Origin of the sequence: Achromobacter sp. UBA5777, from assembly GCF_002418565.1 — a bacterium.
Classification (GTDB): domain Bacteria; phylum Pseudomonadota; class Gammaproteobacteria; order Burkholderiales; family Burkholderiaceae_B; genus Achromobacter; species Achromobacter animicus.
Genome location: NZ_DIEJ01000241.1, coordinates 1 through 22,590, shown reverse-complemented (window position 1 = coordinate 22,590; position 22,590 = coordinate 1). Strand labels below are relative to the sequence as shown.

The window sequence follows — 22,590 nt, the reverse complement described above, 5'->3', positions numbered from 1 at the left end:
TTTTCGTAAGTATCCCACTAACTCATAATTCATTTTTCATGAGCTTCTAACGCGGATCGGATTGTGGTTCAGAACATGCGGGTGCGAGTGCTGGGCGGATTTGGTATCGCGCTGACCGGCGCGTTGCTTGCGGTGTGGGCTCACCTGCCGCTGCCGTGGATGCTGGGCGCGCTGCTGTTGACTGCGGCCACGCGGATTGCCGGCGTGCGCACTGCGTGTCCGCGGCCTGCGCGTAATGCGGGCCAATGGGTCATCGGCGCATCGCTGGGGCTGTATTTCACGCCACAGGTCATCGGACACATTGGCAGCAACGCTGGCCCCATTGTCGCGGGAATGCTGTTCGCGCTGGCGCTCGCATTTCTGGGCACGGCCATTCTGCGGCGGTTTACGGATGTGGACTTCAAGACGGCGTGGTTCTCATCGGCCATCGGCGGCGCAAGTGAAATGGCCAATCTGGCCGAACGCCATGGCGCGCGGATCGATCGCGTGGCCACCGCGCACAGCGTGCGCGTGTTGCTGGTGGTGGTGACGGTGCCCTTCATATTTCAGTGGTGGGGCGTGGCTGGGCTGGATCCCACCGTGCCGGGGCCGCGCGACGTGCATGTGCTTGGCCTGGCTGCCTTGGTGGCACTGACCATTGTGGGCGGCGCCACGTTTACGAAGCTGCGGTTTCCCAATCCCTGGGTGCTTGGCCCCATGCTTGTCGCAATGATGCTGACTGCGTCCAGCATCGAGCTTTCCGCATTGCCGGACTATGTGCCGAAAGCAGGGCAACTGCTTATCGGCTGGTCGCTCGGTGATCGGTACCGGCCAGACTTTTTCCGCGCAGCGCCGCGTTTCATGGCGGCAGTGGCGGGCTTTACTGTGCTGGCATTGGCGCTGGCCTTCGGCGTGGGCGCGATGCTGTCGTTGTGGTCTGCTGCGCCCATTCCCACCTTGATTCTGGGCACGACGCCGGGCGGTATTGCCGAAATGGCGATCACCGCCAAGGTGCTGCAGCTGGGCGTTCCGGTGGTGACGGCATTTCACGTCACGCGCATGGTTTTTGTGGTGATCGTGACGGGTCCGATTTATACGGTTTTGGCGCGTCGGCATGGCTAATTCCGCCTGGCGGTACTGCCGTTCCAGTGAAAAAAAAGCGACATTGGGGTAAACAACTATATGACTCGGTAATGCCGGATGAGTATGCTGATTCCGCAGTTGATTCAAGCGCGAGCAGACTCGTTTCTGCCGCTCTGGCGACAAGCGGGAACACTGGTTTTGCACCGATCGTTCAGTTCGCACGGCGTCCTTGATTCATTGCATTTCGATTTAATTACAGGACGCTAGAGAAAATGGCTCAGAAGGGCAAAGTCAAGTGGTTCAACGCTGACAAGGGTTTCGGTTTCATCACGCCGGACGTGGGCGGCACCGATGTGTTCGCACACTTTTCCGCCATCCAGGGTCGCGGCTATCGCAGCCTGAACGAAGGCCAGGAAGTCGAATACGAAGTTAAGGATGGTCCGAAAGGACCTCAAGCGGCCGAAATTCGCCCGCTCTAAATCGGGAAATCCCAATTTCCCGTCAGCCAGGCTAGGCCTGGCTACAACGCCCCAAGACCTTCCGGTCTGGGGCGTTGTTTCATTTGGGCGGCCATTTCGGTTCGCGAGGTTAGTTCGGTGCGGCCATGCAGCGCTGCGTTGCTACAGCGAAGTGGCACTGAATGGGCCACGTTTTGGTGTGCGCTGAGTCATCAACTTTGACGCGCATCTTCCCGTTTGTTAGTGTCCACTAACATATCCTCGAGCACTGGATAACTCTGTGGATAATTATTTCCGGACATGAGCACGCGGGTGCTCAGTTATGAAGCAATCGCGCTTCGGTGAACCGGGTTTTGCACAGAATTCTGCATTAATGCAGGCGATGTCTTCGTGTTCCCCGTGAATACGTTCCCGAGTTGCGTCAGGCGTGCATAAAAGCCGTTTAATCCCCTATTTCATAGGGAAACTTGTCTTTTGTCGGGTTGTTCGAGAGGTTTGGTTAGCCGAATTCGAGCGTCTGTGATGCGGGTTTTTCGTCGGTCGTGGCGCGAAAATTTGCGGTTTGGCGCTTGTTGTTCACAAAGATATCCCCATGCCGGTTATGCACAGAATTACGCCACTCGCTATCCAAATTGACGGTCCGCGCCTGTGGATAGAAATGGGGATATCGCCGAAAGGGTGAGGTCTCGGGAACGGGAATTGCGGACGGTGTGACGGCGCAATTTGACTGGGGCGGGCGGGTCGAGCGCTGCGGCGGGCAGTCAGTCGTCGCGTCGGATTTCTCCTTGCGACTTGTCCACAGGTTTCACATGAAGCCGTAAGCGCCTCGCCCATATGGATGATGGCGGCGCAGCGGGAGTGCGAGCAAGATTATCTTCGGGTCAATGACCATGCGCGATGGACGTGAACCGATCATTGAATATAGGGGTGGGGATAATTTTGTGAATAAATCGCCCCGATGTTCAGCCCGCGCGGTTTGACCGTGCAGCGGGGGAAGAGTTCAGCGGGTTATTGAACGCCGCGTCCGCAGTGGCCTCAAATTTCGATTTTTCGGCTTTGTCTTTGATTTCTAACGCGGAGTTGGTTTGCTGATTATGGCTCCGCCGGCAACGAGGCGGCTGTGGTGCGTCGGTGTGCACCGCATTGCCGTCTTGATCTCGTCGCCTTCGACGCTGTGGATAAGACATCTCTCCGCGAATAGAGGAATGGGCGAGTTAAGGAAGATACCCGGGCGGTCGGATTCCCGGAGCTGTCTGGCTCGCCTGGTGTTTTCCTGTGCTGATTCGGTCGCTGCGTCCTGGTCGTTTCGCGGGCCTGCCTGTTGATAAGAATGTGCGTAACCCTGCCTTTGCGATGCGCCATTCGGTTCTTTTCATAGTGTCTTGTCGTTGATGGGCGTCTGTGGATAAACCTAACGTGTGATTGGGGTGCATCACAGCGGGAGCTGGCCGACCTTCCGAATTTTGCTCGCGTCGCCGAACTCGCTTGCGACGAAGGACTGCTGGCGGCTTGAATCTAGTTTGTGGACAACGCTGTGGTTAACACTTCGTCGAAGCAAACGCCGGCATGCGAATTCAGAAGCGACCTATCGCCGGTAGTTCTGGCGACTATTGCTCATTCTGCTGCGGGCCATGAACTGAAAAAAATACGATTTTTCAGGTAAGGGGTAGGTAAGGGGGGAATAAATCGATATTTTTCATCTTTCTTACCTTTTCGCCCCGGCTACGTCAGTTATCGAAGATCGTTCACCACTCAGGGCGGCGGGCCCGCGAAAGCAGATATCTATGTGCGGGCTGTGGCATCTGCGGGACCTGAAATGCGGACGCCGCCTTTAAAGCTTGGACCTGTCTGTTGATGTTTCACGTGAAACACTGCCGCTACTTTCCTGTGGGCCCGTCCATGTGTTTCACGTGGAACATGTTCGATGAAGAGAAGGCGTTCGGAGCCATCGGCCTCGGAATTTGTGTTGAAGAACAGCGAGGCCTTCAAGGATCGCGAGGTCGTCGTTTATCTCCGAAAAAGGTCGGTTCTTTAATTCGGTCATGGCGCTAATGAAGGTGCGAGGGCTCGGCGCTTTGCGCCTAACTCTATCAATCAGGGTAGTGATATGCCTTCTCAGTATTGGGCGCCAGGAATGTTCCACGTGAAACAGACTTTCTCCCGTTGACTTGGCATACGTGATCGCATAATCCAGCGGGGGTATGCGGGGGTACTTATTGTCGCCAGACGCTGTCTTCACAGCTTTGCGGACGGCCCGCCCCGGAGATTACCGAGACATTCGACGTTCGGCGGATTGGTGGGATGACTTCGCAAACGATCTGAATCGTTGTTTCACGTGAAACATCAAGCGGTTGTTGGATGTGAAAGCGGTCCGCGGTGCCGTTGGTCGAAGGGAGGGGCTAACAACATCACGCTGCAAACGCCGAGGCGCCTCTCTCAAGACTCGCCAGGTGGGGTGTCGCTGGCCTAGGTTCCGTGCATGAAATGGCCTCATGCCCGCGATGAAGTTGGATGCGGAGTAGGGCCGCAATGGACTGGGATATCCAGAAAACCCACTCGCGAGATTCGGCTAGTGATCTCTTTGATCAGTCCAGAGCCCGACGCACATGGCGGCGCGCTCTCTCCAATACGCCCGGCGTCAGCGACCTGCTTGCCGTAGTGTGGGGCGACGGTCTGTCGCGGATCCGGCCAGGCGTGCGATGTTCCACGTGAAACGTCGCAACGCCCTCCGCTTGGGTAGATGCAAAGGTTAAGACGTTTGGTCGAATGCACTGGCTTGATAGTCGAACGTGGATGATCTCGGGGTTACGCGGAGCCACGTGGTACTGGGGATCGGGCTATCGCTGGCTCCATCGTTGGTCGAGTGTTCAGCACGTTCTCGAAGGGAAGGCCGCGCCGAGCCCATTCCTCCGAATGCGGAGCCACGTTTCACGTGAAACACCGGATAGGTCACTCCTTTGGCCTTCGAAGCTCGCCTACCAGCGACACCTACGCCAGTCGAACTCTCTTGGGGCCGTTCCCCTCTCAGCCGATCTCATAGGAGGGAGACGGCACACGATTCGCCTCCCATTCGGAGCGTGTCGGTCCAACCATTCTCAATAGCGGTCCCTGTTCCACGTGAAACATCAGTGCCCACTGAAGACTCGTACGCAGTCGACAAACGACCTAAGTGTTTCACGTGGAACACTTCCATAAACACCGGCAGATGCCGATATCCCGGACGACCCGGCGCGACGGATGTCGGCGTCACCGACCCACGCTGCTGCAAACAGCACTTAAAACAACCTGCCCGCATGTTTCACGTGAAACATACAACCCCTGCCTCTATAATGAGCGCCGATCGCTCTCTTCTTTACCTCCCCCCATCATGGACTATCCCCGCGAATTCGATGTCATCGTCGTCGGTGGCGGCCACGCCGGCACTGAGGCGGCACTGGCTGCTGCCCGTACCGGTGCGCAGACGCTGCTGCTCACGCACAACATCGAGACCCTTGGCCAAATGTCTTGCAATCCGTCCATCGGCGGAATCGGCAAGGGGCACCTCGTCAAAGAGGTGGACGCGCTGGGCGGGGCCATGGCTCTGGCAACCGACGAGGCCGGCATCCAGTTCCGCATCTTGAACGGATCGAAAGGTCCGGCCGTTCGCGCAACGCGGGCGCAGGCCGATCGTGTCCTGTACCGCAAAGCCATCCGCGGACGCCTCGAGAATCAACCGAACCTCTGGTTGTTCCAGCAGGCTGTCGAAGACCTGATGGTGGAGGGTGATCGTGTCGTCGGCGCCGTCACGCAAGTTGGGCTGAAGTTCCGTGCCAAGACGGTAGTGCTGACCGCCGGCACATTTCTAAACGGCCTGATCCACGTGGGCCTGCAGAACTACTCGGGTGGCCGCGCCGGTGATCCGCCCGCCATTTCGTTGGGCCAGCGCTTGAAGGAACTGCAGCTTCCCCAAGGCCGCCTCAAAACCGGCACGCCGCCGCGCATCGATGGACGCACGATCAACTACGCCATCCTGGAAGAACAGCCCGGCGACCTGGACCCGATCCCCGTGTTCTCTTACATGGGCAATGTGGCCATGCACCCGCGCCAGCTGCCGTGCTGGATCACCCATACCAACGCGCGCACCCACGACATCATCCGTGGCGGCCTTGATCGGTCGCCGATGTACAGCGGCGTCATCGAGGGCGTGGGTCCTCGCTATTGCCCGTCCATCGAAGACAAGATCCATCGGTTTGCCGACAAGCAGTCGCACCAGGTCTTTCTGGAACCCGAAGGGCTGGATACGCACGAGGTCTATCCCAACGGCGTGTCGACCAGCCTTCCGTTTGATGTGCAGCTGGATCTGATCCATTCGCTGCCCGGACTGGAAAACGCCCACATCATGCGGCCCGGCTACGCCATCGAATATGACTACTTTGATCCACGTGGACTCAAGAGCACACTGGAAACCAAGGCAATTGAAGGGCTCTACTTCGCGGGACAGATCAACGGCACCACCGGGTACGAAGAAGCCGCTGCCCAAGGCCTGCTGGCTGGCGTCAATGCTGCACTGAAGTCGCAGGATCGCGAGCAGTGGACGCCGCGCCGCGATGAAGCCTACCTCGGTGTACTGGTCGACGATCTGGTCACGCGCGGCGTGACCGAACCGTACCGCATGTTCACGTCCCGCGCTGAATACCGACTGAGCCTGCGTGAAGACAATGCCGATCTGCGCCTTACCGAAATAGGTCGCCAGCTCGGAATTGTCGACAATGCTCGCTGGGATGCGTTCAACCGCAAGCGCGACGCGGTCGCCGCCGAAGTCGAGCGCCTGAAGTCTTCGTGGGTCAATCCGCGTCTGCTGCCGGCCGAGGTGGCCGAACCGCTGCTAGGCAAGGCCATCGAACGTGAGTACTCACTAGCGGATCTGTTGAAACGGCCGAACGTGACCTACGAAGCCTTGATGGCCGCCCAGAATGCGGACGGCACGCTGCTCGCCGGCCCTGGCGTCGTCGAAGACGACGTGCTTTCGGAGCAGGTCGAGATCCAGGTCAAGTACGCCGGCTACATCGCGCGCCAGCAGGACGAAGTGCAAAAGCACATCGCCCATGAACAGCAGCCGATCCCGGCGGACGTCGATTACGACGCCGTGACCAGCCTGTCCTTCGAAGTGCGCCAGAAACTTAAGACGCATCGTCCGGAAACGATCGGCCAGGCCGCGCGCATTTCCGGCGTCACGCCGGCCGCCATTTCGCTCTTGCTCATTCACCTGAAGCGCCTGCATTACGGCTCGCGCAAGCAAGCGGCATGAGCGCGCCCGCCAATCAGGCCGGCATCGACATGGCCGGCCGACTCACTCGCGCATGCGAGCAGCTGGGCGTGAACGCCGATGACGGCGCCATCGCCAAACTGCTCAATTACCTGGCGCAGATGCAGCGCTGGAATCGCACGTACAACCTGACCGCCATCCGCGATCCCCAGCAGATGCTTGTGCAGCATCTGTTCGATAGCCTTGCGGCCGTAAAGCCCTTCAGCGAGGCGCTGGCTGCGCCCGATGCGCCGGCCAAGGTCTACGACGTCGGCTCGGGTGGCGGGCTGCCTGGCGTCGTTCTAGCCATCATGCGGCCCAACTGGTCCGTGACCTGCGTTGACGCCGTCGAAAAGAAGACCGCGTTCGTGCGTCAGATGAGCGGCGCGCTGGCTTTGCCCAACCTGCAATCGCAGCATGCGCGCATCGAAACGATCGATCCTGCCGAGTGCAACATCGTGACGTCGCGAGCGTTTGCATCATTGGATGATTTTGCGCAACTCGCGGGTCGCCACGTAGCCAAGAATGGTACCCTCGTCGCCATGAAGGGCAAGCTCCCCGAAGAAGAAATCCAGGCGCTGCACGCGCGCGGGGAATGGCAAGTCGACCATATTCAGCCGCTCCACGTCCCGGAGCTGCAAGCAGAACGCTGCCTGATCTGGATGCGCCGCAGTCAAGGAACCCTATGAAGAACATACCCCCCAGCACATCCGCCCGCGTATTCTGCATTGCCAATCAGAAGGGCGGTGTGGGCAAGACGACGACCGCCATCAACCTGGCGGCGGGCCTTGCCACGCACAACCAACGCGTGCTGCTGGTGGACCTGGACCCGCAGGGCAATGCCACGATGGGTAGCGGCATCGACAAGAATTCGCTGGAGTCCAATCTGTACCAGGTGCTGATCGGCGAATCCTCCATCGAACAGTCGCGCGTGAAGTCGGAGTCCGGCGGTTACGACGTGCTGCCGGCCAACCGTGAACTGTCCGGCGCCGAGATCGATCTTGTGCAGATGGAACAGCGAGAGCGCCAACTGAAGGCCGCCATCGATACCGTCGCGACCCAGTACGACTTCGTGCTCATCGACTGCCCGCCCACGCTGTCCCTGCTTACCCTCAACGGCCTGGCCGCCGCGCACGGCGTCATCATTCCGATGCAGTGCGAATACTTCGCGCTCGAAGGCCTGTCCGACCTCGTCAACACCATCAAGCGCGTGCATCGCAACATCAACGACGACCTGCGCGTCATCGGCTTGCTGCGCGTCATGTTCGACCCGCGCATGACGCTGCAACAGCAGGTGTCCGCGCAACTCGAATCGCACTTTGGCGACAAGGTCTTCAAGACCGTCGTGCCGCGCAACGTGCGCCTGGCCGAAGCACCCAGTTACGGGATGCCGGGCGTTGTGTATGACCGTGCGTCACGCGGCGCGCAGGCCTACATTTCGTTCGGCGCCGAAATGATAGAGCGGGTCAGGAAGGACCTGAACTAGCCGTCCCCCATGTCCGACGCCGCGCTCTTTTTTCCGCCCCAGACAGCCCTCTCCACGCCGCCCGCCGACGTGCGCGATGCGCTGCGCGTGCGGCTGGAAGACGCGGCGCTCAACGCCACCGCCGTCGGCGCGCAGGTGATCTATGATGGCTGGCTGGTGCGTTTCGCCCAATCGCCGGCCAAGCGGGTCCGCAGCGTCAATGTGCTGGGGTTATCCACACGTCCTTTGGATGAGCGGCTGGCGTATTGTTCATCGTTGTATGCGCGCCAGGGTTTGCCCATGGTGCTGCGCATCACCTCCATCGGCCCCGATTTTTCGCTCGACGCCGACCTGGAGGCCCGCGGATATCTCTACACCGGTGAGACTCGCGTCATGAGCACGCCGCTCGCTCCGCTCGCAAGCGTCAGGAGCGATCTGCATTTCAGCATGGTCGATGCCGAGCGCTTCGCGGCGGCGGCCGGGGCGCTGCGCGGCTCGTCAGCCGCGCACATCCATGAACATCAGACGCGCCTGCAAGGCCTGGCTGTGGATAAGCAGCCGGTGCTCGCCACCGACGCGGCAGGGCAGGTGGTCGTCGCGGGCTTGGCCGTGCGCGAAGGCGACCTGCTCGGCCTGTTCGACATCGTTACCCATCCAGGACATCGGCGCAAAGGCTACGCCGCCGTTCTGATGGAGCATTTGCTGGCCGAAGGGGCCGCCGGCGGCGCCAGGACGGCCTACCTGCAGGTCGAGCCGGAAAACACAGCGGCGCGGACGCTGTACGCCCGCTACGGATTCAAAGACTGTTACGCGTATTGGTACCGCCTGCCCGCCGAGCAGGCGGACACCTGAGCCCGGCGCTCAGGATACAAAGACAGAAGGAAAGAGGATTTAATTATGGCCACCAAGAAACCCAAGGGATTGGGTCGCGGACTGGACGCCTTGCTGGGCGCCGATGCGCCCGCAATCGACAACATCGGCAAGGCTGTCGCCAAGCCCGAGGGTCCGCCGTCCACCCTGCCCATCTCGAAGATGCGCGCCGGCAAGTATCAGCCGCGCACGCGCATGGACGAGGGGGCCCTGGGCGAGCTGGCCGAATCGATTCGCACGCAAGGCATCATGCAGCCGATTCTCGTGCGTGCGCTGGGCGACACGCCCGGGCATTACGAGATCATCGCGGGCGAACGGCGCTTTCGCGCGGCGCAGCTTGCCGGCCTGAAGGAAGTGCCGGTGCTGGTGCGCGAGGTCGCCGACGAAAATGCCGCCGTCATGGCGCTGATCGAAAACATTCAGCGCGAAGACCTGAATCCGCTGGAAGAAGCACACGGCGTGCGCCGTCTGCTCGACGAGTTCGGCCTTACACACGAACAGGCCGCGCAGGCCATTGGCCGTTCGCGCTCCGCCACCAGCAATCTGCTGCGCCTGCTGAATCTGGCCGCGCCCGTGCAGACCATGCTGCTCGCCGGTGACGTCGACATGGGCCATGCCCGCGCGCTGCTCGCCGTGGACGCGGCCACGCAGATCCAGCTGGCCAACCTCATCATCGCGCGCCGCCTGTCGGTGCGCGAAGCTGAAAAGCTCGTCGCCAAGACCGCCAAGGAAGCCGAAGCGTCGGCCTCGCCCAAGAAAAAAACCAACGGCGTGTCGCGCGACCTGACGCGTCTGGAAGAAGCACTGTCCGACCACCTGGGCACGCGCGTCGCGCTGAAAGTGGGCGCCAAGGAAAAGGGCCAGATCGTCATCGATTTCCACGGCTGGGAGCACCTGAACTCGCTTCTCGAGCGCCAAGGCCTTTCCGGAGCAGTGGATGCCTGAACGCGCATTGCCCGTCATTGCGGTGCTCGCAACGGGCGGCACGATCGCAGGGGCCCAGGCCGACGCCACGTCCGCGGGCTACAAGGCCGGCACGTTTTCCGTGAACGACCTGCTTGGCGCGGTGCCGCAGCTTGCCGGCCTTGCCGAAATCCGCGCCGAACAGGTGGCCAACGTCGGCAGCCAGAACATGACGCACGATGTCTGGCGCGCGCTGGCGCAGCGCGTGGACACGCTTTGCCAGGACGCTTCGGTGGCCGGCATCGTCATCACTCACGGCACGGATACGCTCGAGGAAACTGCGTATTTCCTCAGCCTGGTCAATCGCCATGACAAGACCGTCGTGCTGGTCGGCGCGATGCGTCCTGCTACGGCGCTCGGCGCCGAAGGTCCGGCCAATCTGTACAACGCGGTGGCGCTGGCGCGTCATCCCGATGCGCGCGGCCGCGGGCCGCTCGTTGTCATGAACGAAGACATCCACTACGCCCGCGAAATCCACAAGATCGCCAGCGCAGGCCTGTGCGCCTTCGCGTCGCCCAACCGCGGCCGCGCCGGCGTCATGCATGGCGGCGTGCCCAACTTTTATTCACGCAACGCCACCACGTGCGGTGAACAAAGCGAGTTTTCACTCGCATTACTGGAAAAGACCGGCTGGCCGCGTGTCGACATCGTCTACGCGTACGCCAACCTGCAGGCAGACCTGATCGATTTTCTAGCCAGCGCGGCTGACGGCATCGTGCTGGCGGGCGTGGGCGATGGCAACGCCACCGACCTGGCCATTGAAGGCCTGCGCCGCGCGGCGGACGATGGCGTGGCGGTCGTGCGGTCCAGCCGCACCGGCAGCGGGTTCGTGGCGCGCGATGTCGAAGTCGACGACGCCGCCTTGGGTTTTGTCGCGGCGCGCGACCTGAACCCCCAGAAGGCGCGCATCCTGCTGATGCTCGCCCTGACGGTCACGCGCGATCCGGCTGCCCTGCAGCAGATCTTCGACCGTTACTGAACCGCGGACCGCGAGGGCTACGCGGTCGCGGCGCCTTGCTGCGCAAGCCCCAGGTTGGTCCGCAGCATGTCGTACACCTGCCGCGTCAGCGGATTGATGAGATCACGCCTTATCCACAGGAAGTACGTCACATCCGGCAGCGGCGGCAGTCCTTCCTTTTCTCCCAGTACCCGCATCTCCGGCCCCAGCAGTTCAACGCTGCGCGCTGTCACGCCCAGGCCCGCGCGTAGCGCTGCCTTGATCCCCACCAGATTCGGCGCCACGTAGTTCGTGTGCCAGCGCACTTGCGCCTGCTCCAGTGCATTGAGCGCCAGCCGGCGGAAGATGCTGGGCTCGTCCGCCAGCACCAGGGGTACGGGCGAATGGGCATCGTGCACGTAATCTGCGGACGCCAACCATACCGTCGGCGACGTGCGCAACGCCACGCCCTCGAAGTCCTGGTCAAAGCGCGTCGAGATGGTCAGATCGATTTCGCCGGCGCGCAGCGCGTCCATCAGGAAAGGACTGCGGTCCACCCGGATTTCCAACTTCACGCGTGGGGCGACACGCGCGATGTGCGTCAGCAGCGTCGGCAGGATCGTGTCCGCCACGTCCAGCGGTGCACCCAATCGCAGATCGCCTTCCAACGGCCCGGCCTGCAGCGCGCGCAGCGCTTCGTCATTGATGGCCAGCATGTGCCGCGCGTATTCGACCAGCCGCCGGCCGTGGGAAGACAGCACCTTGTTGCGGCCCTGCTTTTCAAAGAGGGGCAGACCGATCATGGCTTCAAGGCGCTGCATCTGCTGCGTGATGGCCGACTGCGTTTTGTGCAGCCGGTGGGCGGCTTCCGAGAATGTTTCATGCTGGGCGATTGCCGTCAGCGTGCGCAGCAGGTCAAGGTCAAGGTTCCGCATCAGGGCGATGAAAACGGGTTCAGGGATAACCCGACACATTAGCAGCCCTAATGGAATGTTCAAGCAATTTAAATTGTTGGCCCGTGATCCGGGCGATACAGTGAGTGCAATAACTCATGAAACAAGAGGGAACGTCAACGTGAGCACTGCACATCCTCAACAGGCCGGCATCGATAGCGCGGTCGAAAATATTAAAAAAACTGTAGGAAATAAGGGCCTGAACCGCGACAGCCTGCAATCCGTCCTGGACGAGCTGGTTGCCCTGGCCGGCAACACCGCCTGGTGGGGCGCCGACCGCTACCCGCCGCCTGAAGGCGACGAACGCCAGGCCCGCTACCTCATCGCCGAGGACGCCGACAAAAGCTACGCGCTCTATCTGAACGTTATGCGCCCCGGCAAGAAGATCGTGCCGCACAACCACACCACCTGGGCGTGTATCGCCGCGGTTGAAGGTGTGGAATACAACTACGTGTACGACCGCATTGACGACGGCTCGCAACCCGGCGTCGGCAAGCTGGAAAAGGTCGACACCGTCGTCGTCGGCCCGGGCAGCGGCATCGCCCTGATGCCCGACGACATCCACGCGGTGGAGATCCAGGGCGACAGCGTCATCCGTCACCTGCACATGTACGGGCGCGCCTTGGAAACGCTGGACCAACGCCTGGGCTTCGATCTGGAGACCGGCACCTGCAAGATCATGCCCATCGGCGTGCAGACGCGGCGCTGATCATGAGCAAACCCTTCCGGTCCGCAACGCGCCTGCTGCGCGCGGGACGTCCTCATCAAGGCTGGGTCAACACCCCGGTCACGCGCGCCAGCACGTATGTGTTCGACAGCGTGCAAGCGTGGCGCGATACGCGGGCGCGCCGCGAACAGGAGCGCCTGCCCTCCTACGGCGCGCGCGGCACCGACAGCACGCACGCATTGGAAGACGCGCTGGTCGAACTGGAAGAGGGCTTTCGCGCCAAGCTGTACCCCACGGGGCAGGCCGCGATCGCCACGGTGCTGCTCGCCTATCTTCGCGCGGGCGATCACGTGCTGCTGACCGATGCCGTGTACGAGCCGGTGCGCCGGTTCTGTGCCGAACACCTGACGCGTCTGGGGATCGAGTTCACGTACTACCGCCCCGACGGCCAGGGCATCGAGCCGCTGATCCGGCCCAATACCCGCATGATCTACGCCGAATCGCCAGGGTCCCTGACGTACGAGATGCCGGACCTCACCGAGTTATCCACAACTGCTAAAAAACACGGCTGCTGGCTGGCTGTGGATAACACGTGGGCGTCCGGTTTGCTGCAAAAACCGCTCGCATTGGGCGCCGATATTTCCATCCTGGCCGCCACCAAATACCTCGGCGGCCATGCCGACGTGATGATGGGCGCGGTCATCACCAACGATCGTGCCTGGCGTGCGCTGGAACGCGCAACGATCGACTTCGGCCAGACGGTTGGGGCCGACGACGCTTTCCTGGTGCTGCGCGGCATGCGCACGCTGCCGTTGCGCATGGCGCAGCACGCGCGCAGCGCGCTGCAGATCTCGCAGTGGTTGCAGGCGCGGCCCGAAGTCTCGCGCGTCTTGAATCCCGCCTTGCCGGGCGATCCCTCCCACGCCCTCTGGCGGCGCGATTGCAATGGCGCCAATGGCCTTCTGACGATCGAACTGTCCGACGCCTACACCGAGGCCGATGCCGAAAGGCTTATCGACAGCCTGCAGCTCTTTGGCGTCGGCGCATCGTGGGGCGGCTTCGAAAGCCTGGTGATCCCGGTCTTTCTGCAGAACGCCCGATCGCTTCCCGGCTATCAGGCTAGCGGTCCCATGCTGCGCCTGCATATCGGCCTGGAAGATCCTGACGACCTCATCGCCGACCTGGAACGCGGTCTTGCCGCGCTGACCCAACCCCTTCGCTCCCTCCGAATCTCATGATGCAGTCCTATCAAGACCAACAATCCGCCAGCGTCGATTCGCATACGCTCAAGCAGTGGCTGCACGATGGCGGCGAGATCGCGCTGCTGGACGTGCGCGAACATGGCCAGTATGGCGAGTCCCATCTCTTCTACGCCGCGCCGGTGCCGTACAGCAGGCTCGAAATCGACATCGTGCGACTTGCGCCGCGCCGTGGCGTGCGCGTCGTTGTTTACGACAACGGCGGCGATGACGACACCGCGGCGCGCGCCGCCCGCGCACTGGCCGCGCTGGGCTATACAAACGTGCATCAATTGGCGGGCGGGCTGGCGCAATGGCAGCGCGATGGCTACGCGGCGTTCGCGGGCGTCAACGTGCCCAGCAAGACGTTCGGAGAACTGGCCGAAGAGGTTTTCCACACCCCCCGCATCGGCGCCCGCGAACTGGCTGAACGCCAGCGCCGCGGCGACGACCTGATCGTGCTGGACGGCCGTCCGTTTGCGGAATACCAGAAGATGAGCATCCCGGGCGGCATCTGCTGCCCCAACGGCGAGCTGGCGCTGCGCGCTCATACGCTCGCGACGCGCCCGGACACCACCATCGTGATCAATTGCGCCGGCCGCACCCGCAGCATCATCGGCGCGCAGACGCTGATCAATCTTGGCGTTCCCAATCCCGTCTACGCGCTCGAAAACGGCACGCAGGGCTGGTATCTGGAGGACTTGCAGCTCGAGCACGGCGCGCGCCGCCGTTATGCCGACGACATTTCGCAAGACGACGTTCCGGCGCTGGCGCAGCGATCCGCGCAGCTTGCCCGGCGTCATGGCGTGCCGTCGGCAAACGCGGCGCAGGTACAGACCTGGCTAGGCGATTCGGCGCGCACGACGTTTCTGTGCGATGTGCGCAGCGCCGAGGAATTCGCCCAAGGTTCGCTGCCGGGTGCGCAGCACGCGCCGGGCGGCCAGCTTATCCAGGCGACGGACCAGTACATCGCCGTGCGCGGCGCACGGATCGTCGTGTTCGATGCGGAAGGCGTGCGCGCCCCTGTCGTCGCGAGCTGGTTGCGGCAGATGGGCTGGGACGCTTGCACGCTCGACGAAGGAAGCGGCGCGACGCTGCCGAACGACGTGGCCGCGGCGCCGATGCCGGCGATCACCGTGTTGTCCGATGCGCAACTTGCGGATGCGCTGGCGCAGGGCGCGCAGGCGATCGATATCCGCCCCAGCATGCGGTATCGAGCGCGCCACGTCGCCGGCGCGCGCTGGTCGATCCGGCCGCGTCTGGATCGGCTGACGCTGGATCCCCCGCGTCCCGTCATCCTGCTGGCCGAGGACGCCGCGCTGGCGGCCTGGGCGGCAAACGATCTGCACGCATTGGGCTTTTCAGACGTCAAGGCGAACACGGGCACGCCCGAAAGCTGGACCGCGCAACGGATTGCGCTGGAATCCACGCCCGCCGATCCACCCGACAGCGACTGCATCGACTACCTATTTTTCGTGCATGACCGCCACGACGGCAACAAGGCCGCGGCGCGCCAGTACCTGGCCTGGGAAACCAACCTCGTCAAGCAGATCGACGAGCGGGAACGCGCCACCTACCGGTTCCCCGGGGCTCCGGCCGGCTGACACCCGCCGCCGCGCCGACGCGCGCGGCGCCACCCACGCTTCAACCTGATCAGTACGCCCCGGCGGCCTTTGCCGGCGGGGTGCGGACGGTTCATGGCGAACCGGAATGCAAAGGACGGCCGAGTATCCGGCCGCCAACTCAAGGGGAAATCCAGATGAAGCAACACGCATTGCACGCTTGCAAGACCGCCGCCGCCGCGATGGCCGGCCTGATGTGGGGCGTCACGGCGCACGCGCAGGCACCAGCGCCTTTGGCGGACTATCCGAAGCAGGCCATCACCGTGGTCTCGCCGTTTCCTCCCGGCGGCGGCAACGACGGCGTCGCGCGTCTGATCGCGCAGGAGCTGGGCGCCATCACGGGTCAGAGCGTGGTGGTCGAGAACCGTTCGGGGGCGGGCGGCAACGTCGGCACCGCGCAGGTCTCGCGCGCCAAGCCCGACGGCTACACCCTCGTGATGTCGCAGACCAGCGTCATGGCCGTGAATCCCCGCCTGTACAAGAATGTGGGCTTTGATCCGCTCAAGGACTTCGTGCCGATCTCGCAGATCACCTCGGCGCCGCTCGTGCTCGTGTCGCGCGCGGACGGACCGTACAAGACGCTGGACGCCTATCTCGCAGCGGCACGCAAGCAGCCGGGCGTCATTACGTATGCCACGCCCGGCAACGGCACGATGAGCCACCTGATGGGCGCGCTGGTGTCGAAGAAGGCCGGCGTCCAGCTGGTGCATGTGCCATACCGCGGCGCCGCGCCCGCCGTGACGGATCTCCTGGGCGGTACCGTCGACATGCTGATCACGTCGCCTGCGTCGGCCGAACCCATGGTGGCCGCCGGAAAACTGCAGATCCTCGCCATGAGCCATGGCGACGGCGTTGGCGTGTTCAAGCGCGCTCCCACGTTGAAGCAGGCCGGACTTGAAGGCATCACCGCGGACGACTGGTACGGCCTCTTTGCGCCCGCCGGCACGCCGCCTGAGCGCATCGCCTACCTGTCGCAGGCCGTGGACCGCGCCATGAAGTCACCCGCCGTGATCGCCAAGATCAATAGCGGCGGAAGCCAACCCGTCGGCAGCGCGCCGGACGCCTTCAAGAGCCGGCTGCAGCAGGACACTGCGTACTGGGCCGAAATGGTGAAGACGGCGGGCGTGTCGCTGGACTGATTGCGTTTGTTGACCCTAGGGAAACCACGGGGACCGGCGTGTGTGTGCAGCGGAAGCCAGCGGGGAGGCCGTTCAAGTACAGGGCAGGGCACGTTTGCCAACATGTGGCATCGTGACTAGACTGGAAAAACGTGCAGTCCCGCGCAACGCTTCAGCCACAAGGTGAACAAGCATGCACGCACTAGGGGTAGCAACGCTGGAAGACGCAGAGCGGCTGGTCCAATCCAGCCCGCTGTCGCATATCAAGGTGGGCCTGTCAGACGTCGACGGCGTCATGCTGGGCAAGTACCTGCGGCGCGACAAGTTTCTGGGCGCCTTGCGATCGGGCCTCGCGTTTTGCGACGTGGTCCTGGGATGGGACCTCGACGACCAGCTCTACGACAACACCCGCTACACCGGCTGGCACACGGCATACCCCGATGCAAAAATGCGGATCGTGCCGCAGAGCGCGCGCCGGCTTCCCTTGGAGCAAGGCCCCGGCGGGGAAGACATGCTGCTGTTCCTGGCCGAATTTGAAGGCGATGCCGCCGCCATCTGCCCACGCCGTCTGCTGCACCGCGTGATCGATCGCGCGGCAGACATGGGATTCGACGTCTACGCCGCACTGGAGTACGAGTTCTTCATGTTCCGCGAGACGCCGCACTCGGTCCGCGCCAAGCACTATCGCAACATGGAGAACTGGACGCCGGGCAATTTCGGATACTCGGTGCTGCGCAGCACGGTCGAGGGCGACTTCTACCGCAAGCTGCTCGACCTGTGCGAACGCATGGACATGCCCATCGAAGGCCTGCACACCGAAACCGGCCCGGGCGTTTTGGAAGCGGCGCTTGCCGTGGACCGGGCGGCGGCCGCGGCCGACAAGGCGTTTCTGTTCAAGACCTTCACCAAGGCGCTCGCGCAGCAGAACGGCCTGATGGCCACGTTCATGGCGAAGTGGTCGCACGAGCATCCCGGCCAGAGCGGCCACATCCATCTGTCGCTGCGCCATCACGACACGGGTCGCTCGGCCTTCTTCGACGAATCGCAGCCGCATGGCGTCGGCGGCACGCAGGCGGCCTTCATGGCAGGCGTGCAGCACTATCTGCCCGAGTTCACCGCGTTGTACGCGCAGACCATCAACAGCTATTCGCGCCTGGTGCCCGGTTACTGGGCCCCGCTGGACGCCACCTGGGGCATGGAAAACAGGACGACGGCGCTGCGGCTCATTCCGGGCAGCGACAAATCGCAGCGCGTCGAAGTGCGCATCGGCTCGGCCGACGCCAATCCGTATCTCGCCCTTGCTGCGGCGCTGGCGTCCGGGTTGCACGGCATCGAACAGGGACTGACGCCCGAGCCCAGGGTGCAAGGCAACGCCTACACACAGGAGTTTCCGGCGCATCTGCATCTGCCCACCACCTTGTGGGAGGCCGCGCAGCGCCTCCGCGCATCTGAAGCGGCGCGTCTGCTGTTTGGCGACGCGTTCGTCGAGCACTATGCCGCGACGCGCGAGTGGGAAGAGCGGCAGTTCCGGCGCCATGTGACCGATTGGGAGTTGGCGCGCTACTTCGAAATCATCTGAACTGTTCATCGCAACCAGGGCCGCCATGACCGACGAACTGATCACCATCAGCCCGATAGACGGACGCGAGGTCGTCCGCCGCGCGTACGCCAGCGATGCGCAGATCGCGCAGGCGCTGGCCAACGCCCAGGGCGCGCAGCCGGAATGGCAAGCGCTCGGCATCGCCGCGCGGGGGCGCATCGTCGAGGCGGCCGTCGCCCATTTCGTGGCGGCCAAGGATGAGGTCGCGCGCGCCATCACCATCCAGATGGGCCGCCCGTTGCGCGACGCGCCCGGCGAGGTGGACGGCTTCGCGGCCCGGGCGCGTCACATGATCGAGATCGCGGAAGCAGCACTCGCACCCATCGCCGCGCCGGCGCAAGCCGGCTTCACTCGCTTCATCAGCCGCGAGCCCGTCGGGGTGGCGCTCACCATCGCGCCGTGGAACTATCCCTTGCTGACTGCGGTGAACAGCATCGTGCCCGCGTTGATGGCGGGCAACACCGTCATCCTCAAGCATTCGGACCAGACGCCGCTGTGCGCGGAACTCCTCGACCGCGCGTTTCGGGACGCGGGGGCGCCGAGAGGCGTCTTTCAATACCTGCACGCCAGCCACGACATCACACAGCGGCTGATCCGCGCTCCCGAGATCGGCCATGTGTCCTTCACCGGCTCGGTGCGGGGAGGGCGAGTCGTCGAGGAAAGCGCCGCGGGCCGCTTCATCGGCGTCGGGCTGGAGCTGGGCGGGAACGATCCGGCCTATGTGCGAGAAGACGCCGACCTTGACGCGGCGGCAGAGTCGCTGGTCGACGGCGCTTTCTTCAACGCCGGCCAGTCCTGTTGCGGCATCCAGCGCATTTACGTGGCGCGCGGCGTGCACGACGCGTTTGTCGAGCGCGCCGTTGCTCTGACGCACCGCTATGTCCTGGGTAATCCTTTGCAGCCGGATACGACGCTTGGCCCCGTTGTCCGTGCCCGCGCGGCGGCAGAGATTCTCGAGGTCATCGAACAGGCGGTCAGTTCAGGCGCGATAAATCTGATTGATCACTCGCATTTCAAGAATGCGAGTGAAGGCTCATTTGTGAGTAAAAGCTCGTGTTACGTGGCGCCTGCTTTACTGACCCAGGTTGACCACCGAATGCGCATCATGAGCGACGAATGCTTTGGTCCGGTGGTTGGCATCATGCCAGTCGACAGCGACGATCAAGCCATCGCGCTGATGAACGACAGTCCGTACGGATTGACCGCCGCGGCCTACACGCAGGACGAAGCCGCCGCGTTGCGTATCGGCAGGCAACTGCGCACCGGCACATTTTTCATGAACCGCTGCGACTACCTCGATCCGGCGCTCGCGTGGACGGGCGTCAAGCAATCGGGACGCGGCGTGTCCTTGTCGTCAGTCGGATACGAACAGCTCACGCAGCCCAAGTCTTTTCATCTGCGCAGCCTTTGACGCCGCGCCATCAGGATTCGCATCATGACCGTCCCCGCCGTCAACTGGAACTATCCCACCAACATCAAGGCGGGACCCGGACGCATCAACGAGCTGCCGGGCTATTGCCGCGAGCTGGGCATGACCAGCCCCTTGCTCGTGACGGATCCGGGGCTCGCTGCATTGCCCATGGTTCGTGATGCGGTAAGCGCCTGCCGCGATGCGGGACTGGATTGCGCGGTGTTCCACGACATCAAGGGCAATCCGACAGGTCGCAACGTCGATGACGGCGTGGCTGCGTTCAGGCGAGGGCAACATGATGGTGTGATCGCATTTGGCGGCGGCTCCGCGCTTGATGCGGCAAAAGCCATTGCATTGATGGCCGGGCAGGACCGGCCGTTGTGGGACTTCGAAGACATCGGCGACAACTACCTGCGCGTCAATGCCGCCGCCATGGCGCCCGTCGTGGCGGTGCCGACCACTGCGGGCACGGGCTCTGAAGTCGGGCGCGCCTCCGTCATCACCGATGAGGCCGCGCAGGTAAAGCGCATCATCTTCCACGCCCGCATGTTGCCGTCCATCGTGATCCTGGACGCCGAACTCACGGTCGGCCTGCCGCCGAAGATCACGGCAGCGACGGGCATGGATGCGCTATCGCACAATCTCGAGGCCTATTGTTCGCCGGTCTTTCATCCCATGGCGGCCGGCATCGCACTCGAAGGCATGCGCCTCATCAAGGAGTATCTGCCGCAGGCTGTCGCCGATGGCGCCGATCTGCAGGCGCGTCAGCAGATGCTCACCGCCTCATGCATGGGCGCCACCGCGTTTCAGCGCGGCCTGGGCGCAATGCACGCGCTCGCACATCCGCTTGGCGCGCTGTATGACGCACACCACGGGATGCTCAACGCCATCCTCATGCCTTACGTCTTGAAAGCCAACGAGCATGCGGTCGCGCCGCGTCTCGAAGCGCTCGCTCGCTACCTCGGCCTGCCGCAGCAGGGACCCGGGGCGGTGCTGGAGTGGGTGCTGGCGCTGCGCCAGGCAGTCGGCATCCCCCACACGCTGGCGGAAATCGGCTTGGACGATGCCCAGGCCGAGCGGGTAGGGCACATGGCGAGCCAGGATCCGTCCGCCGGAACCAACCCGGTAAATTTCTCCGCAGAAAAATATTCTCAGCTTTTCCGTGCAGCAATTCGCGGAAACCTGTAAGCTTCGCCCCCTCTGCACGGAAACGCGGCGGAGGTGGAACTGAAATTTTGAATTTTTCATCCGAATGGTTTGACAGCGGATTTGAAAGTGTTCATAATCTCAAGTTCTCCGCTGGAGGGGTGCCCGAGTGGTTAAAGGGGGCAGACTGTAAATCTGTTGGCCTTGCGCCTACGTTGGTTCGAATCCAACCTCCTCCACCAGAGACCCATACCTAAATCCAGGCGCGGTTTGCCTGGATTTGCAATGTAAGGCCCGGTGGCCTTGTGCGCCCTTCGCAAAGAAGGCGGCAAAGAATCTCCGGCCTTCATTTCGAAGGGTTGGGAAGTGAGAAGGTGAAAGGGTTTGCCGCGGGTGTAGCTCAATGGTAGAGCAGAAGCCTTCCAAGCTTACGACGAGGGTTCGATTCCCTTCACCCGCTCCAAGATTTTTAAATGCCCATGTGGCTCAGTGGTAGAGCACTCCCTTGGTAAGGGAGAGGTCGCGCGTTCGATCCGCGCCATGGGCACCACAAATTCCAAATTCTTTTCTTCAGTCAGAAGCGCAATCCAGGTCAGGAGTCAGCCATGGCAAAAGGCAAGTTTGAACGTACCAAGCCGCACGTGAACGTGGGTACGATTGGTCACGTTGACCACGGCAAAACGACGTTGACGGCGGCGATCACGACCGTTCTGTCGACCAAGTTCGGCGGCGAAGCCAAGGGCTACGACCAGATCGATGCAGCTCCTGAAGAAAAGGCCCGCGGCATCACGATCAACACGGCCCACGTCGAGTACGAAACGGAATCGCGTCACTACGCGCACGTTGACTGCCCGGGCCACGCTGACTACGTCAAGAACATGATCACGGGCGCTGCCCAGATGGACGGCGCGATTCTGGTCGTGTCGGCCGCTGACGGCCCCATGCCGCAAACGCGTGAGCACATCCTGCTGAGCCGCCAGGTTGGCGTGCCGTACATCATCGTCTTCCTGAACAAGGCTGACATGGTTGACGACGCCGAGCTGCTCGAGCTGGTGGAAATGGAAGTTCGCGAACTGCTGTCCAAGTACGACTTCCCGGGCGACGACACCCCGATCGTCAAGGGTTCGGCCAAGCTGGCGCTGGAAGGCGACAAGGGCGAACTGGGCGAACAGGCCATCCTGTCGCTGGCTGCTGCGCTGGATTCGTACATCCCGACGCCTGAGCGTGCCATCGACGGCGCGTTCCTGATGCCCGTTGAAGACGTGTTCTCGATCTCGGGTCGCGGCACCGTGGTGACCGGCCGTATCGAACGCGGCATCATCAAGGTCGGCGAAGAAATCGAAATCGTCGGTATCGTTCCGACGGTCAAGACGACCTGCACCGGCGTGGAAATGTTCCGCAAGCTGCTGGACCAAGGTCAAGCCGGCGACAACGTGGGCATCCTGCTGCGCGGCACCAAGCGTGAAGACGTCCAGCGCGGCCAAGTTCTGGCCAAGCCGGGCTCGATCACCCCGCACACGGACTTCACGTCCGAGGTGTACATCCTGTCCAAGGAAGAAGGCGGCCGCCACACCCCGTTCTTCAACGGCTATCGTCCCCAGTTCTACTTCCGCACGACGGACGTGACCGGCACGATCGACCTGCCGGCCGACAAGGAAATGGTTCTGCCGGGCGACAACGTGACGATGACCGTCAAGCTGCTGGCCCCGATCGCCATGGAAGAAGGTCTGCGTTTCGCCATCCGTGAAGGCGGTCGTACCGTCGGCGCCGGCGTCGTCGCCAAGATCCTGAAGTAA

The 22,590-nt window shown here is 62.7% G+C and carries 17 protein-coding genes and 3 tRNA genes; 19 read left to right on the top strand and 1 reads right to left on the bottom strand.

Annotated features, from left to right (window positions below):
• The first annotated feature begins 75 nt into the window (after positions 1-75).
• The 8 genes from B3446_RS20390 to B3446_RS20355 all read left to right on the top strand — a co-directional run bounded on the left by B3446_RS20390 (position 76) and on the right by B3446_RS20355 (position 11,081).
• Entirely contained in the window at positions 76-1,101 is a 1,026-nt protein-coding gene (locus B3446_RS20390; protein ID WP_291384590.1) for an AbrB family transcriptional regulator, read from the top strand.
• A 233-nt stretch (positions 1,102-1,334) separates the two neighbouring features.
• Entirely contained in the window at positions 1,335-1,541 is a 207-nt protein-coding gene (locus B3446_RS20385) for a cold-shock protein (protein WP_056566091.1), read from the top strand.
• Between the two features lie 3,346 nt (positions 1,542-4,887).
• The gene (mnmG, locus tag B3446_RS20380) at positions 4,888-6,807 is read left to right on the top strand and encodes a tRNA uridine-5-carboxymethylaminomethyl(34) synthesis enzyme MnmG (protein WP_291384588.1); all 1,920 of its coding nucleotides are present in this window, start codon (positions 4,888-4,890) and stop codon (positions 6,805-6,807) included.
• Complete coding sequence (gene rsmG, locus B3446_RS20375; protein WP_291384504.1) at positions 6,804-7,493, top strand: 16S rRNA (guanine(527)-N(7))-methyltransferase RsmG; 690 nt, start codon at positions 6,804-6,806, stop codon at positions 7,491-7,493. The genes mnmG and rsmG overlap by 4 nt, the downstream gene beginning before the upstream one ends.
• Positions 7,490-8,290 (top strand): ParA family protein, encoded by an 801-nt coding sequence (locus B3446_RS20370; RefSeq protein ID WP_105241282.1) that lies wholly within the window; start codon positions 7,490-7,492, stop codon positions 8,288-8,290. The genes rsmG and B3446_RS20370 overlap by 4 nt, the downstream gene beginning before the upstream one ends.
• A 9-nt stretch (positions 8,291-8,299) precedes the next feature.
• Positions 8,300-9,121: a GNAT family N-acetyltransferase gene (locus tag B3446_RS20365; protein WP_291384502.1), complete on the top strand. Its 822-nt coding sequence runs from the start codon at positions 8,300-8,302 to the stop codon at positions 9,119-9,121.
• Positions 9,122-9,166: 45 nt separating this feature from the next.
• The gene (locus tag B3446_RS20360; RefSeq protein ID WP_291384500.1) at positions 9,167-10,084 is read left to right on the top strand and encodes a ParB/RepB/Spo0J family partition protein; all 918 of its coding nucleotides are present in this window, start codon (positions 9,167-9,169) and stop codon (positions 10,082-10,084) included.
• A complete protein-coding gene (locus B3446_RS20355) occupies positions 10,077-11,081 on the top strand; it encodes an asparaginase (protein WP_291384498.1) in 1,005 nt (334 codons plus the stop codon). Before B3446_RS20360 ends, B3446_RS20355 begins: the two co-directional genes overlap by 8 nt.
• A gap of 17 nt (positions 11,082-11,098) precedes the next feature.
• Here the strand turns inward: B3446_RS20355 and B3446_RS20350 are convergent, their stop codons facing one another.
• Complete coding sequence (locus B3446_RS20350; RefSeq protein WP_291384497.1) at positions 11,099-11,974, bottom strand: LysR substrate-binding domain-containing protein; 876 nt, start codon at positions 11,972-11,974, stop codon at positions 11,099-11,101.
• A gap of 139 nt (positions 11,975-12,113) precedes the next feature.
• Here B3446_RS20350 and B3446_RS20345 point away from each other — a divergent pair, with 139 nt between their 5' ends.
• The 11 genes from B3446_RS20345 (at position 12,114) to tuf (ending at position 22,590) form a co-directional block, all read left to right on the top strand.
• On the top strand, positions 12,114-12,701 hold the full coding sequence (locus B3446_RS20345) for a cysteine dioxygenase family protein (protein ID WP_239215833.1): 588 nt from the start codon (positions 12,114-12,116) through the stop codon (positions 12,699-12,701).
• 2 nt (positions 12,702-12,703) lie between these two features.
• Positions 12,704-13,897, top strand: a complete 1,194-nt coding sequence (gene metC, locus B3446_RS20340) for a cystathionine beta-lyase (RefSeq protein WP_291384493.1) — start codon at positions 12,704-12,706, stop codon at positions 13,895-13,897.
• The gene (locus B3446_RS20335; protein WP_291384586.1) at positions 13,897-15,501 is read left to right on the top strand and encodes a rhodanese-like domain-containing protein; all 1,605 of its coding nucleotides are present in this window, start codon (positions 13,897-13,899) and stop codon (positions 15,499-15,501) included. Before metC ends, B3446_RS20335 begins: the two co-directional genes overlap by 1 nt.
• Positions 15,502-15,656: 155 nt before the next feature.
• Positions 15,657-16,658, top strand: a complete 1,002-nt coding sequence (locus B3446_RS20330; protein WP_291384491.1) for a Bug family tripartite tricarboxylate transporter substrate binding protein — start codon at positions 15,657-15,659, stop codon at positions 16,656-16,658.
• Between the two features lie 172 nt (positions 16,659-16,830).
• Complete coding sequence (locus B3446_RS20325; RefSeq protein ID WP_291384489.1) at positions 16,831-18,216, top strand: glutamine synthetase family protein; 1,386 nt, start codon at positions 16,831-16,833, stop codon at positions 18,214-18,216.
• A gap of 25 nt (positions 18,217-18,241) precedes the next feature.
• Entirely contained in the window at positions 18,242-19,648 is a 1,407-nt protein-coding gene (locus B3446_RS20320; RefSeq protein WP_291384488.1) for an aldehyde dehydrogenase family protein, read from the top strand.
• A gap of 24 nt (positions 19,649-19,672) precedes the next feature.
• Positions 19,673-20,836: an iron-containing alcohol dehydrogenase gene (locus tag B3446_RS20315; RefSeq protein WP_291384486.1), complete on the top strand. Its 1,164-nt coding sequence runs from the start codon at positions 19,673-19,675 to the stop codon at positions 20,834-20,836.
• A 113-nt stretch (positions 20,837-20,949) separates the two neighbouring features.
• A tRNA-Tyr gene (locus B3446_RS20310) sits at positions 20,950-21,036 on the top strand.
• 147 nt (positions 21,037-21,183) lie between these two features.
• Positions 21,184-21,257, top strand: a tRNA-Gly gene (locus B3446_RS20305).
• Positions 21,258-21,269: 12 nt separating this feature from the next.
• A tRNA-Thr gene (locus B3446_RS20300) sits at positions 21,270-21,344 on the top strand.
• Between the two features lie 55 nt (positions 21,345-21,399).
• Positions 21,400-22,590, top strand: a complete 1,191-nt coding sequence (gene tuf / locus B3446_RS20295) for an elongation factor Tu (protein WP_175185857.1) — start codon at positions 21,400-21,402, stop codon at positions 22,588-22,590.

Excerpts from the sequence above, each read along its gene's own strand:
- B3446_RS20315 (WP_291384486.1), top strand. The coding sequence starts at position 19,673 with ATGACCGTCCCCGCCGTCAACTGGAACTATCCCACCAACATCAAGGCG.
- B3446_RS20355 (WP_291384498.1), top strand. The coding sequence starts at position 10,077 with ATGCCTGAACGCGCATTGCCCGTCATTGCGGTGCTCGCAACGGGCGGC.
- B3446_RS20325 (WP_291384489.1), top strand. The coding sequence starts at position 16,831 with ATGCACGCACTAGGGGTAGCAACGCTGGAAGACGCAGAGCGGCTGGTC.
- B3446_RS20335 (WP_291384586.1), top strand. The coding sequence starts at position 13,897 with ATGCAGTCCTATCAAGACCAACAATCCGCCAGCGTCGATTCGCATACG.
- metC (WP_291384493.1), top strand. The coding sequence starts at position 12,704 with ATGAGCAAACCCTTCCGGTCCGCAACGCGCCTGCTGCGCGCGGGACGT.
- B3446_RS20390 (WP_291384590.1), top strand. The coding sequence starts at position 76 with ATGCGGGTGCGAGTGCTGGGCGGATTTGGTATCGCGCTGACCGGCGCG.
- B3446_RS20360 (WP_291384500.1), top strand. The coding sequence starts at position 9,167 with ATGGCCACCAAGAAACCCAAGGGATTGGGTCGCGGACTGGACGCCTTG.
- mnmG (WP_291384588.1), top strand. The coding sequence starts at position 4,888 with ATGGACTATCCCCGCGAATTCGATGTCATCGTCGTCGGTGGCGGCCAC.
- B3446_RS20370 (WP_105241282.1), top strand. The coding sequence starts at position 7,490 with ATGAAGAACATACCCCCCAGCACATCCGCCCGCGTATTCTGCATTGCC.
- B3446_RS20330 (WP_291384491.1), top strand. The coding sequence starts at position 15,657 with ATGAAGCAACACGCATTGCACGCTTGCAAGACCGCCGCCGCCGCGATG.
- B3446_RS20350 (WP_291384497.1), bottom strand. The coding sequence starts at position 11,974 with ATGCGGAACCTTGACCTTGACCTGCTGCGCACGCTGACGGCAATCGCC.
- B3446_RS20365 (WP_291384502.1), top strand. The coding sequence starts at position 8,300 with ATGTCCGACGCCGCGCTCTTTTTTCCGCCCCAGACAGCCCTCTCCACG.
- B3446_RS20385 (WP_056566091.1), top strand. The coding sequence starts at position 1,335 with ATGGCTCAGAAGGGCAAAGTCAAGTGGTTCAACGCTGACAAGGGTTTC.
- tuf (WP_175185857.1), top strand. The coding sequence starts at position 21,400 with ATGGCAAAAGGCAAGTTTGAACGTACCAAGCCGCACGTGAACGTGGGT.
- rsmG (WP_291384504.1), top strand. The coding sequence starts at position 6,804 with ATGAGCGCGCCCGCCAATCAGGCCGGCATCGACATGGCCGGCCGACTC.
- B3446_RS20320 (WP_291384488.1), top strand. The coding sequence starts at position 18,242 with ATGACCGACGAACTGATCACCATCAGCCCGATAGACGGACGCGAGGTC.